The organism is Pseudoalteromonas sp. UG3-2, from assembly GCF_037120705.1.
GTDB lineage: Bacteria > Pseudomonadota > Gammaproteobacteria > Enterobacterales > Alteromonadaceae > Pseudoalteromonas.
Window position 1 is genome coordinate 333,692 of sequence record NZ_JAWLJU010000002.1, and the last position, 13,558, is coordinate 347,249.

The 13,558-nt window shown below is 45.1% G+C and carries 9 protein-coding genes; 6 read left to right on the forward strand and 3 right to left on the reverse strand.

The window, feature by feature from the left end; genetic code table 11:
• The first annotated feature begins 5 nt into the window (after positions 1–5).
• The 3 genes from R3P39_RS04840 to R3P39_RS04850 all read left to right on the forward strand — a co-directional run bounded on the left by R3P39_RS04840 (position 6) and on the right by R3P39_RS04850 (position 4,368).
• Complete coding sequence (locus R3P39_RS04840; protein ID WP_336566003.1) at positions 6–827, forward strand: glucosaminidase domain-containing protein; 822 nt, start codon at positions 6–8, stop codon at positions 825–827.
• Complete coding sequence (locus R3P39_RS04845; protein ID WP_336566004.1) at positions 817–1,470, forward strand: DUF2987 domain-containing protein; 654 nt, start codon at positions 817–819, stop codon at positions 1,468–1,470. The genes R3P39_RS04840 and R3P39_RS04845 overlap by 11 nt, the downstream gene beginning before the upstream one ends.
• A 231-nt stretch (positions 1,471–1,701) precedes the next feature.
• A complete protein-coding gene (locus tag R3P39_RS04850; RefSeq protein ID WP_336566005.1) occupies positions 1,702–4,368 on the forward strand; it encodes a TonB-dependent receptor plug domain-containing protein in 2,667 nt (888 codons plus the stop codon).
• Positions 4,369–4,427: 59 nt separating this feature from the next.
• Here the strand turns inward: R3P39_RS04850 and R3P39_RS04855 are convergent, their stop codons facing one another.
• Both R3P39_RS04855 and R3P39_RS04860 read right to left on the reverse strand, forming a co-directional pair.
• The gene (locus R3P39_RS04855) at positions 4,428–5,066 is read right to left on the reverse strand and encodes an ERCC4 domain-containing protein (RefSeq protein ID WP_336566007.1); all 639 of its coding nucleotides are present in this window, start codon (positions 5,064–5,066) and stop codon (positions 4,428–4,430) included.
• Between the two features lie 162 nt (positions 5,067–5,228).
• A complete protein-coding gene (locus R3P39_RS04860; protein WP_336566008.1) occupies positions 5,229–6,557 on the reverse strand; it encodes a dicarboxylate/amino acid:cation symporter in 1,329 nt (442 codons plus the stop codon).
• 171 nt (positions 6,558–6,728) lie between these two features.
• Between R3P39_RS04860 and R3P39_RS04865 the strand changes: the two genes are divergently transcribed.
• Together R3P39_RS04865 and topA are read left to right on the forward strand one after the other, a co-directional pair.
• The gene (locus R3P39_RS04865) at positions 6,729–9,644 is read left to right on the forward strand and encodes a hypothetical protein (protein WP_336566009.1); all 2,916 of its coding nucleotides are present in this window, start codon (positions 6,729–6,731) and stop codon (positions 9,642–9,644) included.
• 252 nt (positions 9,645–9,896) lie between these two features.
• Positions 9,897–12,542, forward strand: a complete 2,646-nt coding sequence (gene topA, locus R3P39_RS04870) for a type I DNA topoisomerase (protein WP_336566011.1) — start codon at positions 9,897–9,899, stop codon at positions 12,540–12,542.
• A gap of 39 nt (positions 12,543–12,581) precedes the next feature.
• Here the strand turns inward: topA and R3P39_RS04875 are convergent, their stop codons facing one another.
• Positions 12,582–12,824 carry a hypothetical protein gene (locus tag R3P39_RS04875; RefSeq protein WP_336566012.1) on the reverse strand — a complete coding sequence of 81 codons (243 nt, stop codon included), beginning with the start codon at positions 12,822–12,824 and terminating at the stop codon, positions 12,582–12,584.
• A gap of 181 nt (positions 12,825–13,005) precedes the next feature.
• On the opposite strand from R3P39_RS04875, the gene R3P39_RS04880 reads away from it, so the two are divergent.
• Positions 13,006–13,542: a TIGR00645 family protein gene (locus R3P39_RS04880; RefSeq protein ID WP_336566013.1), complete on the forward strand. Its 537-nt coding sequence runs from the start codon at positions 13,006–13,008 to the stop codon at positions 13,540–13,542.
• Positions 13,543–13,558: the final 16 nt, after the last annotated feature.

Genomic DNA, 13,558 nt, shown 5'->3' on the forward strand with positions numbered 1-13,558 from the left:
GAACTATGCAAGCTAAGCTGATAAAACTGATTATTGCTCTGGTCACGTTATGGGCGCTTATTTATCCCTTTTTGATGACTGAACAAGCCCCTTCCGAAGTAACGGAGCCTAAAGATGAAGTGGTTAAACTGAAGCCCGAGGAAATAGAAGATCCTCTACATGACGTGACATTACCAGACTTTGCCGACATTCGTGATGTCAAAGCAAAGAAAAAGGCGTTTTTTGATTTCATCAAGCCGCACGTTGAAGCGGAAAATAAGCTTATTCGAGAGCAACGAGCCACGTTAGAGATTGCCCTGATGATGAAACAATTTGAGGAAACATTGACGCCGACGCAAGAGCAAAAAGTGAAAGAAACGTTTGCGAAATATGGTATGAAAGAACAAGCCATAACCACTGAGTCGTTACAACGGGCACTAAAACGTGTTGATATTATTCCCAAAGAGCTTGCCCTGATGCAGGCCGCCAATGAATCGGCTTGGGGCACATCGCGATTTGCTCGCATCGGCTTGAACTTTTTTGGTCAGTGGTGTTATAGCAAAGGTTGCGGCATGGTACCAAGGCGCCGAGCGGAAGCGGCCGACCATGAAGTTAGAGCGTTTAAATCGGTCCGTGCTTCGGTTAAGTCGTACTTTAGAAACATCAATACCCATGATGCTTATACCCAACTAAGGCAAGTGCGTGCAGATCTGAGAAAGCAGAAACAACCAATTAAAGCCACGGCACTGACGGCAGGATTAATGAAATACTCCGAACGTGGTGAAGACTACGTTAATGAACTAAATGACATGATAAGACACAACCGAGCGTATTTTGATGAAGACTAACAGTTTCTTATTGTTGCTAGCACTGTTGCTAGCCCCAAGTTTACAGGCGCAAGAGGTGGCATTCGCCTATGACAGTTTTTACGACCGACTTAAGGTGGTGAATAAAGGCCAATACGAGTTTGCGCGAATTGGTTTTTATTTGGTAGATACCAACACCATGAAGCCATGTCGCCTACGCTCAGGAGAAATCGTCACGGAGAAGGCCAGCTTCCCATTAACTTACACTGAAGATGCTCAGCTTCTGTTGCCGTTTGATAAGCAATTGGATAAAGACAAAGCCAAGGTGATCATGGTTCCTGATGCTAGCGAGGCGAATTGTCAGCTAAAGATGCAAATAGAAGCAGAATTATTTGAACAGCAATCGTTAAGTAAAGCGGATCTCTACACTATGCACCAAGAATTTGAGCAATTATTAGCGGATCTATCAGGTTTCTTCGTCAAGTACCTCTTTTCATTCTTGCTTCCTGAACAACAAGGTTTAATTGTCAATTTTACTGCACCAGAGCAAATTATGACTAACATTGGCGAATGCCAAGCAAACAGTTGCCAAGTGGTTGTTGACGAAAGTTGGCAAAAAAACACTACGACTTTAGTCGAGCAGGTAGAAACTGTGCACTCCATTCAGCCATGGTTGGCCCTGTAATGTGAACTTTGCAGAAAAGTGCACTTTTTTAGATGAAGTGCGCTTTTTGCAACAAAGCCGAGCATTTTTAGTTCTTTTTACTGCTAGGTTACTTCTAAAACCCCTCTTTGTTCCTTTCAAAGTGCTAATTTTCTGTTACATAAATGCATTGTTAATCCTGTTTTTGTATGTTAATAATGGTTTAATTATTTAAAAAACTACAGAGTAATTATTAACTTAAGGGGAAACAGGATGACCTATAAATTACCACTCAGTGCGCTTAGCATGGCAGTCCTTGTTGGCATGAATCAACACGCTGTCGCAGAAGAAAGCGAACAAGTTGAACGCATTGAGGTGACAGGATCACATATAAAAAGAACAGATTTAGAAGGGCCTTCACCTATTCGTAGTTTGTCTGCTGACGATCTTGCTGCGACGGGCTCTACAGATCTAATTGGTGCACTACAAAAACTACCAGTTTCGGGTACTGGTACCTTTAGTACACAAGGTAACTCCAGTGATGACACTGCAAACGGTGGATCGAGTGTTGCTTTACGTGGTTTAGGCGCCTCATCAACGCTAGTACTAATTAATGGTCGCCGTGTTGCGGTAAGCCCATTCGCTAAAGACATTGAAACGTCTTTCGTTGACCTTAACACTATTCCAGTGTCGTCAGTTAAGCGCATCGACATTCTAAAAGATGGTGCTTCTGCAACCTATGGTTCAGATGCAGTTGCAGGTGTAATTAATATTATACTCCGTGATGATATCGATGGCTTTGAAGTGGCAGGTAAAGTGGCCAATACCGCTGATGGAGGCGCAGAAGAGCAAAACTTTACCTTGCTTTGGGGTTCATCTACTCGTAACGGTCATCACAACTTTACTCTGGATTACTTCAAAAGAGAGCACCTAACTTATGCTGACCGTGATTACACTGCTACGGCAGATCAGCGTTTTCGTGGTGGTAATAACTCATTAAGTTCATCAGGGATCCCCGGCAGTGTGGAAGTAGTCAGAAGTATGCTGACTGAAGAGCAGTGGCAAGGTTTACCTGTGCTACGTATTGCCGATGATGGCACACCAGTGCGTCAGCAAATTTTTGCAGATGTATGGGGTAATGATAAGTGCGATCCAGAATTAATTATTGGCGATATTTGCCGTTATGACTATGCGCCCCACATGACAGCCGTGCCAGCAACTGAGCGTATTAGCTTTAACTACAATGGCGTACAAGAAATTACTGACGATATTGAAGGTTTTGCTGAGTTTTCCGCACAGCACGCATCGACCTTTATTCAAGGTGCCGGTAGCCCAAGCTTTACCGAATTATTTATGGATGGTGATAACCCTAATCACCCGTTATTTAACGACCCTGACCACTTCTTACATGGTGTAGATATTTCTATGCGTCGTCGTACAGTGGATATTGGAAACCGTAAAAAGGATGTTGACTCTGAATACTACCGTGCTGTGCTAGGAGCGCGTGGTGTTTGGAATGCGTGGGACTGGGAAGTCGCGTACTCAGCTATTCGCTCTAGTGCCGTTGAAAAAGGCTTTGATGGTTTCCCTAACAAGCTTAGAGCGCAGCAAGCCATTGACGAAGGTTTATGGAACCCGTTTGAACCAAGCACCAATACCGCCGAAGGCTTAGCCTTCTTCGAAACCACTACCACCCGTTATGGCGCTTCTACCATGCAATCACTTGATGGTACGGTGTCTGGTGAGTTATTTGAATTTGGTGCCGGCTATGTGGCCGCGGCGTTTGGCTTTGAGCACCGCTATGAGAAGATTGAAGATAACCCAGATAGCCAATACATTCGTGGTGAAATCTTTGGTACTGAAGCGACGCAAGCCAATGGCGATCGAGACAACACGGCGGTGTTTGCTGAATTCAACGTACCGGTACTGGATACTTTAGAGTTGCAATTGGCACTGCGTTATGAAGATTACAGTGACTTTGGTACCACTACGGATCCGAAAGTGGCATTCCGCTGGTCACCAGTTGATACCCTCGTGGTACGTGGCTCTTGGGGTACGGCATTTAGAGCGCCGTCGTTAGTTCAGTTACACTTAGGTAGAACCGATGAGTCGCCAAGTGTTATCGATAAAGAGCGTTGCCGTCAAACGGGTGCCGATGACGATTGTAGCCCATACGAATACACTGCAATTGTATCGGGTAACAAAAATCTTCAGCCAGAAGAGTCTGAAAACTACAACCTAGGTGTGGTTTGGCAAGCAACAGAAGACTTCAGCATTGGTGTTGATTACTGGAACTATGACCAAGAAGACTTGATCAAAAAGATTGGTGCGCAAAAGCTAGTTGACTGTTGTGGTACCGACCCTGATCTTGTGGTTCGTGCACCGAATCAGGGTAGCACTCTGGGTCGTATCCTCTCTATCAACGATACCTTCGTAAATATTGGTGGCCGTGAAACAGATGGCTTTGACGTAAACCTTGCTTATGCTCTGACGACGCAAGACATGGGTGAATTTAAGTTTAACTATAACTTAACTTACGCATTGAACTTTGAAGAGCAATCATTCGAAAGTGATGATGATGGCAATACCTTTAATGTTGCTGAGGACCTAAACGGTGAATACCAGCACCCACAATTCCGCTGGACTGCAGGCATGGATTGGGCGAAAGGGGATTGGTTAGCCAATGTTGGCATCAACTACATCGACTCTTACAAAGATTTGGCTGACAGCCAAGGCAACAAGTATGAAATCGACTCTTACACTACGGTTGATACCAGCGTAAGTTACATTGGTGTACAAGATCTAAAAGTCACACTGGGTGCATCGAACCTATTGAACGAAGAAGCCCCACTGGCGCCTTCTGAATCAATGGGGATTGATAACAAAACCCACAGCATCTTAGGCCGCCAGGCTTATGTGAAGTTCGCATATCAGTTTTAATTAAGTTGATAAACGCAAACCGCCGCGCTTAATGCGCGGCTTTTTTATGCTCAGCGAATCTATTTAGCGGTGATGATTTGTCGGATCAAGGCTGCGGTTTTTGGCCCAATCCCCTCTACTTTTGATAATGCAAGCTCGCTGGCATTAAATACGGCTTCAGGTGAACCAAAGTGTTGTAGTAATGTTACGGCTAATTTCTTGCCAATTTGTGGGATCCCTTGTAAGAGGTATAGCTGTTTGCCGCGCAGTGTTTTTGGCCGATAGCCAAACCTCGGATTTGCTTCATTACGCTTGCGGCAACACTGCTGCGCGGAATAAAGCATCAAGTTTGCTGTTTCGCGCTGACACTGAGTGCGCAGTATTGTAACCCCAAACTTTAAGCTTACTGCAGCCAGAGCGCCGAGTACTGCCCGACGATCAACATTAAACGAGGATAGCTCCCGAGTTTGTCCTTCAATAACGATAAGCGGGGTATAGCAGGAGTCAGCAAGTTTCTTCGCTTGTGAAAATAAGCGACCATCTATGATTGAAATGACTAAGTCATTGATTTGCTTGCGCTCGATAATAAGCCAATTGTTTAAGAGATAATCGCCACAGTTTAAGCGCTGCTTGCGTATTTGAACACCAGGTATTTTGCTCAGTATTTCCTGCATTTCCCGAGGTTCACGGTCATCAATAAAGATATCGATATTGTGCACAGATCTTGTCCTTTTAATCTGAGTCGTTTGAGGTGATGTAAGTTTAGTTCAATTAATTGGCTTAGAGGGGAGCTGAACGGTTGCACTGAGTATATGCTATTTGATTATTATAAGTTTAAGTGAGGGGGTGGCGCAATCAAATGATTGCGCCAACTGAACTGTCTATGATTTTGAAGTCGTTTCTTCAAGCTCCCTTGCGGCGTCTGGGTCGTTAAAGATGTCTTCATCAAACTCTTTTTCCGACTTGGCAACAGCACAGGTGACCATACAGTCGCCAGTCACATTGACTGCGGTGCGGGTCATATCGAGTAGTCTGTCAACACCAATGATCAGTGCAATCCCCTCAACCGGTAAGCCAACCTGATTTAATACCATAGCCAACATAATTAACCCAACCCCAGGTACACCAGCTGTGCCAACAGAGGCAAGAGTCGCGGTGAGGATCACCATTAGGTAGTCATTAATGCTTAAGTCCACGCCAAATACTTGAGCAATAAATACCGTTGCCACCCCTTGCATAATCGCGGTGCCATCCATGTTGATGGTAGCGCCAAGCGGCACGGTAAAGGATGCCACTGAGTTGTGAGCCCCTAACTTTTTGGTTGCCGTTTCTAGCGTCACTGGCATGGTGGCACTGGAGCTTGAAGTACTAAAGGCAAACATACAGGCATCTTTCATTTTCTTTAAGAAAGTAACTGGGCTTAAGCCGGTAAGTAGCTTGAATAAAATAGAGTAATTGATAAAAGCATGGATAAGCAGTGCCGCTAATACCACCATAAAGTATTTACCCAACTCAACAATCAAGCCCATATCAATGGTGGTAAATAATTTCGCCATTAGGCAAAACACACCATACGGCGCTACGTTCATTAATAAAGTAACCAGTTTTAGTACCACGGTATTTAAATCTTCAAATACTGCAGCCAAGCGTGCTCCAGGCTCACCACTGAGTGCCATGGCAATGCCAAATAACAATGCAAACACAATGATTTGTAACATGTTACCACTGGCCATAGCATCGATAGGGTTGGTTGGGAACATATTGATGATGACTTGCGTTAGCGTTGGCGCTTGCTTAGCGTCAAAGGTTGCCGAGCTTGGGATTTCAACGCCGCCACCAGGTGCGAAAAACAGTGCAAGCGTAATCGCGACGGTAATGGCAATGGCGGTGGTGATTAAATATAAACCGATGGATTTGCCCCCTAAACGGCCGAGCTTTTTCGGATCGCTTAAGCTACAGGTACCGCAAACGAGGGAAATAAACACTAGTGGCACTACCAACATTTTTAAGCTGGCAATGAATATCTGGCCACCGATATGGAATAAGCCATCGACAAAAAAGCCTTTAATAGGCAAGTCGAACAGCCCTAGCGGGATAAGAATTTCTTTGTTGTCACCCAAGATGGCTTGCAGGATAAAGCCTAAAACGACGCCCGCAACCATGCCTATCATTATGCGTGCCGTTAGGCCCATTTTTTTATTTTCTGACATTGTCCTAACACTATAGATTGTAAAATCCGTAAAGCTTAACAGGCTTATAGCAGATGAACAGCATTTCAAGACAGAAAAACTTTAAAAGCTAAGAAAAAATTGTGATTTTAACGCTAAAATTGAGTTACTATTAAACGATAACAATATTAATTCAGCTAGGGAGAAAGGTAGATGCCTTTATTGCGCTACTTTAGCATGCTTTTAGTCGCTGTATTTCTCACCGCTTGTGGCGGTGGTGGCAGTATAGAGAAAGAATCGAATAACACTGGTGGAGACTCCAGTGATGACAGTGTTTATGCGCTTTCATTATCAGGTGCTGTGGGCGAAAACACGAGTAATATTCTTTCCGAAGAAAACCCTCTTGTCATTACCGCAACGTTGACCAAAGATGGAGAAGCACTAGCAAATAGTCGAGTGCTATTTGAAACCGATGAGTTCGCAACCATGGAGCCCAGCTCAGGCTCAGTGCTAACCAATGAAAATGGTAAAGCGACAGTGACTTTAAAAGTGACTTCAGTTGTTGGTGCAGGCAGAGTCACGGCCAGTTACACAGATGGTGGAGCCAGCGCGTCTGCCAGCTTTGATTTTTCTTCCACCGGTGGCGGAGACGCAGGGGACGTTTTAGCCTCGGCCAAGCTAGAAAGCATGTTATTGGTCGATTGCCCCGTAGGTTGGGATGGCAATCGCGAGCAAGCCGAAATCGATCCCATTGCTGAAGGCTGTAGCCAAGTAAACCAAGTTTCTTCCAATGAAACGGCAGAAATTTTTATTAAATTATCATCAAGCCAAACCAGTGATGGCATCGCCAATGCCTTAATTGCAGCGCAAACTACACTGGGTAATATTTTGCCTTCAACAGGTACTGCACTGACCGATAGCTTTGGTATTGCCATTTTAAAGTTTCAGCCAGGCAACCAAGGTGGAGCAGGCACTATTTCCATTAGTTCACCGGATTACGCCGATGTAACTGACTCAGTAAACTTTAACGTTGGTGTGGCGCAATTAAGTGTCGCCATTGATAATGGCTTGGTGGATTCGAGTGGCGTACAACGTTCGCTATCAGCCGGTGGCAGTACCGTTATCACTGTTACTTTAACGGACGAAGAAGGTAATCTAATTAACAGCGCCTTAGAAGTGGCATTTAGCTCTTCTTGCTCACAAGCTGAACCGGCGTTAGCCGAACTGGATGAAATGGTTACCACTTCCAATGGCATTGCACGCTCTACTTATCGTGCAAAAGGCTGCCAAGGGGAAGATCGCATCTCAGTAACGATTCAAAATGGCAGCTCACCTATCAACGAAGAGACCACAATAGTAGTGGATAGCGCACAGGCGCAAGCGGTACAATTTTTACCTAATGAAGCCGGCTTCAATTCATTTATTGCCTTGCCGCCAGGTGAAGGTGGCTTACCAACGCAATCGGTGGTGAGTTTTAAATTGGTGGATGCAGACAACTTAGCGATCCCGCGTGCTCGAGTTGATTTTAGGCTTTCGGATGAACAAGGCTTAGCTACTCTAACGCAGGTGACGGGTAACACTAATGCCGATGGCATTGTTCGCACAACAGTGCAATCTGGCATTGTTCCAGGTCCTCTAGTAGTCAGTGCTTGTTACATTCCAGAAGACGCCTACGCGAATTTACCTGAAGATGAAGCCATTACCTGTTGGACGGACATCGCGCAAAGGTGTAACGATGCGGATCCCAGCAACGACGATGCTAGGTGTCCTGAAGGTACAATGCGTACTATTCCATTAGCGGAGCAAATTTTTGGTGTTTCTTCAAGTTTGGTGCTGAGCTCAGGTGTTACCGATCAAGACACGTTCGATGCATCACCCACCACGTTCAATACCAATTCACTGAACTACAATGGTGTCACCACCGATATCACCCTATTTTTTGGCGATCAGTTTAATCAGTTTAATGCCGATGGTGTTGCCGCTACTGTGATTGCAGAAGCAGGGGCAATTGGTAGCCTAGATTCAGAGACAACCTATGACTGCCGAACCAATAATGCTACCTGTTCTGTGATTTGGCGCAGTCAAGGTGACCGTCCATTCACCGATCCGAAGTGGGGCAACCGCATTAATAGTATTGCACCAAGAAAGCAAGGTTCAGTGCCTAATACCTCAGAAAACTGGAACTGCGATCCTTATTTTGGCGATCCGGCTCCTTGTATTGGTGGCATGACAAGACAAAAAGACGCGCCTGTTGAAGGCAACGATCCGTTTGCCGATGACCGTATCGTGATGGGCGGTCGAGTGAGTGTTCTTGCGTTTGTTAAAGGGCAGGAAACCTATGTGGATAAACCTTCCAGCGATGACGTTGAACGTCGCAATGGTCAATTTGATATAGGTGAATTCCGCGAAGAGTTTGATTTACCAGAAGCCTATCTAGACAGCAATGAAAACCTGCGTTTTGATGAAGTGGTGTGCGATGTCGCAGAAAATACCGGCCCTTGTTCACCTACCGGCACCGCCACAGGTGGCCATGATGACATTTGGATAGACAGTAATAATGACGGTATGTTTGACCAACCTGATGGCCGCTATAATGGCCTGCTATGCTCTGCACAAGCCGAGGTTGAGGGCAAGTGTTCCAGAGAGTTAGTGAATGTCTTTAGACAGTTCGAGTTGGTGATGTCTGGTGACAATGCCTTTACTCGCTTTGCGGTGCTTAAAGAAGATGTTGGAGGCAGTTGTACAAATACCAATGGCTTAGTGTTGGAGGCATCGGATAATGACTTGTACTGCGATATTGAATCGGTAAACTTCACTGATGAAAATGCTTTGCAGTCGTTACCAGTGACCATTTTCTTCTCTGATCTGTTCGGCAACCCATTACCTGCAGGCACAGAAATTGAAGTGTCGACCAATAACGGTGAGCTTGCCTCTGGCAACGTTTCATCTGCGGTGGGGAATACCAATACCGATCTAGCACAAAGCATTACTGTTACCTTAGTGCAGGAAACGGAACCGAATAACAAAAGAGACGGTTTTTTAACTATTCAATACACTTATCCTGCCCTTGGCGATGATGACGAGCAGAAAACGCAATCTGCGGGAATATTCGTCCGAGACGCCGGATAATTTTAAAAATGCCAACTTTCGGGTTGGCATTTTTGTTTCTATTCCTTTATATTCCCGTGCCTTAACCCTATATATAAGAATATGTTCCCATATTGGTTGATTATTGTACATAAATTGGATAATAAATCGGTGATCGGGGAAAAGTTCGTATTTTTAGCTTGTAACAATAGGTGTTTGTAGATATACCTATAAGTAATTTAACGCCCAAGTAAGGGCAAAACATTAGACAGAATCGGTCAAAAATAGGCAGCTATGGGCAAATCGCTAGTAATTGTAGAGTCTCCCGCAAAGGCAAAAACAATCAATAAATATCTTGGCAAAGACTACATTGTTAAATCCAGTGTCGGTCACGTTCGAGATCTTCCTACTTCTGGTGCGGGTAAAACCAAAGGCGTTGCAACGAAATCGCCTGCTGAAGTTCGCAAAATGGACCCAGAAGAAAAAGCGCGATACAAAAAGCAAAAAGACTATGCCAATTTGGTTGCGCGTATGGGCATTGACCCAGAAAAAGGCTGGGAGCCTCACTACGAAATCTTGCCGGGCAAAGAAAAAGTCGTGCAAGAATTGCAAAAGCTCGCAGCCGATGCTGACCACATCTATCTCGCGACCGATTTGGATAGAGAAGGGGAAGCCATTGCCTGGCACCTAGAGCAGATCATTGGTGGCGAAGAAAGTAAGTACAAGCGTGTGGTGTTTAACGAAATTACCAAAAACGCCATCACTCAAGCGTTTGAGGCGCCAGGTGACTTAAATACCGACATGGTTTACGCCCAGCAAGCGAGGCGTTTTCTCGACCGTGTGGTTGGCTTTATGGTATCCCCTCTGCTGTGGCAAAAAGTCGCTCGCGGTCTTTCTGCCGGTCGTGTGCAATCGGTTGCTGTGCGTTTGCTGGTTGAGCGAGAGCGTGAAATCAAAGCATTTGTCCCAGAAGAGTTTTGGGACATTCATGCGGACGTTAAAGCCAAACAAGAAGACATTCGCCTAGCGGTCACTAAATTTCAAGGTCAAGCGTTTAAGCCGGTCAATAAGTCTCAGGCCGACACGGCAGTAAAAGCACTGGAACAGAGTGATTATGAAGTCGTTAAGGTTGAAGAAAAGCCTAGTAAGAGTAAGCCGAGTGCGCCATTTATCACCTCTACTATGCAACAAGCAGCAAGTACCCGTTTAGGCTATGGGGTGAAAAAGACCATGATGCTAGCCCAGCGTTTGTATGAAGCGGGTTACATCACCTATATGCGTACCGACTCAACCAACTTGTCTAACGACGCGCTTGAGATGTGCCGTGGCTACATCGAAAACGAATTCGGTAAAAAGTATTTACCCGAGTCGCCACTACGTTATTCTGCCAAAGGTAACGCTCAAGAAGCGCACGAAGCCATTCGTCCTTCAGACGTGAATGTCTTGTCAGGTCACCTTGAAGGCGTGGAAGCCGACGCGAAAAAGCTCTATGAGCTGATCTGGCGACAATTTGTCGCCTGTCAAATGACCCCAGCAGAATACAACCTAACCACCCTCACTGTGGCTGCACAAGACTACACACTGAAAGCCAGAGGGCGGGTGATGAAGTTTGATGGTTGGACTAAGGTACAACCAGCGGTGCGTAAAAAGAACGAAGAAGACCAAGCGCTTCCTGCGGTTGCGGTGGGCGATAAGCTGAATTTATTGGCACTGGATCCGAAGCAGCACTTTACTAAGCCACCGGCACGCTTTAGCGAAGCCAGCTTGGTTAAAGAGTTGGAAAAGCGTGGCATTGGCCGTCCATCAACCTATGCGTCAATCATCTCGACCATTCAAGACCGTGGTTATGTCAGAGTCGAGAATCGTCGTTTCTACGCTGAAAAAATGGGTGAAATTGTCACCGATCGTTTGATTGAAAACTTCAATGATTTAATGGACTTTGACTTCACCGCGAAGATGGAAGATCGCCTTGATGACATTGCTGAGGGCGAACGCATTTGGACTCAGGTGCTAGATAACTTCTATGCAGATTTTTCCAAGCAGTTGGAAGTGGCTGCTGGCGACGAAGAAGAAGGCGGAATGCGTCAAAATGTTATGGTGGAAACCGACATTGACTGCCCAACCTGCTCTCGCAAAATGGGCATTAGAACGGCATCTACTGGGGTATTCCTAGGCTGTACTGGCTATAATTTACCGCCAAAAGAACGCTGTACCACCACAATTAACCTGGTATCAGGGGATGAAGCCGTTGCCGCCGATGCCGATGAAGAGGCAGAAGCAGAATCGCTGCGTCATATGAAGCGTTGCCCAATTTGTGAAACCGCCATGGATTCTTACTTAATTGATGAGACCAAAAAGCTTCACGTATGTGGTAATAATCCTGGTTGTAAAGGCTATTTAATTGAAAAAGGCACCTTCAAGATCAAAGGCTACGATGGCCCTGTGATTGAATGTGACAAGTGTGGCGCAGACATGCAGCTGAAATCAGGCCGCTTTGGCAAGTATTTCGGCTGTACCAGTGAAGACTGTAAAAACACCCGTAAGCTCCTTAAAAATGGCGAGCCGGCTCCACCAAAAGAAGATCCAGTACCGTTGCCAGAGCTTGAGTGTGAAAAGTCTGATGCTCACTTTGTGCTGCGTGATGGCGCTTCAGGTATTTTCTTGGCGGCTCATACTTTTCCTAAATCGCGAGAAACTCGAGCGCCTAAAGTGGCGGAGTTAAAGCGCTTTAGAGACCGTATTTCGCCAAAATTCTATTACCTTGCCGATGCCCCAGAAAAAGATCCGGACGGTAATTTGGCGGTAGTGCGCTATTCACGTAAAAACAAATCCCAGTACGTAATGACGGAAGTGGATGGCAAAGCCACTGGTTGGAAAGCCACTTACCAAAACGGCAAATGGGTTGAGGAAGAAAAAGCTTCGAAAAAGAAAAAATCATAATTAAATAAGGCCGCAATCGCGGCCTTATTTTTTTGGCTGTTATTTGATGTCGACGTCGGTGACTTTGTCATAGCCACTGGCTTCGAGCTCATCGTTAACGCAATTTAACACGTAACTCTTTAACTCTGCAGTTTGAACTTCATCTTCTTTAGCCCAGTCCAAGCACATTTCGGTTAGCTCTTGAATTAGATCCGCAGGGGCTGGGTTTAATTCACTGTTAGCAACAGCTGCACTGCTTGCAAACAATGCCATAGCGAAAAGGGATGAAACCATGGTTTTCATTATTGTTACCTATTAGTTGAATGAACATGATTGTTTTAGATGAAAATGCTGGAAAATGAAAACGAATTAATTTGCTCTTCAAGAGAAGTAATTTTATTTTATCCTGCTAGTGGGATATCTTTGCTATCATCAAGCATTTACGATAGCTTAAACGCGCAATTAATGGCCAGAGTAGGGTGTAATGGAAAGCAATAACAAATCAGCAAATGTTAACCGTATGGAGTTTTTATTAGAGAAGACCTTATTTCGTGGTCGTTGGTTGTTAGCGCCATTTTTTGTCGGGTTGCTGGTTGCTATTGTGCTGTTGTTATTGAAATTTTTTAAGCAACTATACGTCATGATCAGCACCGCGCTTGGGGCCAGTAATCAAGAGTTACTGATTGGCATTCTTACTTTAGTCGACACGGCGCTGCTGGCTGGACTATTACTGATCATCATATTCAGTGGCTACGAAAACTTTGTTTCCAAGCTCAATGTTGAGCCGCAAGAAGATAAACCCACCTGGATGGGGAAGGTGGGCTTTTCAGGGCTTAAAATTAAACTCATCAGTGCCATTGTTGCCATCTCTGCGGTAGAGTTACTCAAGGTGTTTATTCACTCAGAAACTCTTACCAGTGAGCAGTTAGCCTGGAAGGTGGGGATCCACATCACTTTTGTGATTTCAGGAGTACTGTTTTCGGTGACCGATTATATTAACAGCAAAACCCACTCACACTAACCTTTGGCTGTGGCCG

Bases quoted from the DNA above. Each gene is read 5' to 3' on its own strand.
- R3P39_RS04850 (WP_336566005.1), top strand. From the start codon at position 1,702: ATGACCTATAAATTACCACTCAGTGCGCTTAGCATGGCAGTCCTTGTT.
- R3P39_RS04860 (WP_336566008.1), bottom strand. From the start codon at position 6,557: ATGTCAGAAAATAAAAAAATGGGCCTAACGGCACGCATAATGATAGGC.
- R3P39_RS04880 (WP_336566013.1), top strand. From the start codon at position 13,006: ATGGAAAGCAATAACAAATCAGCAAATGTTAACCGTATGGAGTTTTTA.
- R3P39_RS04845 (WP_336566004.1), top strand. From the start codon at position 817: ATGAAGACTAACAGTTTCTTATTGTTGCTAGCACTGTTGCTAGCCCCA.
- topA (WP_336566011.1), top strand. From the start codon at position 9,897: ATGGGCAAATCGCTAGTAATTGTAGAGTCTCCCGCAAAGGCAAAAACA.
- R3P39_RS04875 (WP_336566012.1), bottom strand. From the start codon at position 12,824: ATGAAAACCATGGTTTCATCCCTTTTCGCTATGGCATTGTTTGCAAGC.
- R3P39_RS04840 (WP_336566003.1), top strand. From the start codon at position 6: ATGCAAGCTAAGCTGATAAAACTGATTATTGCTCTGGTCACGTTATGG.
- R3P39_RS04865 (WP_336566009.1), top strand. From the start codon at position 6,729: ATGCCTTTATTGCGCTACTTTAGCATGCTTTTAGTCGCTGTATTTCTC.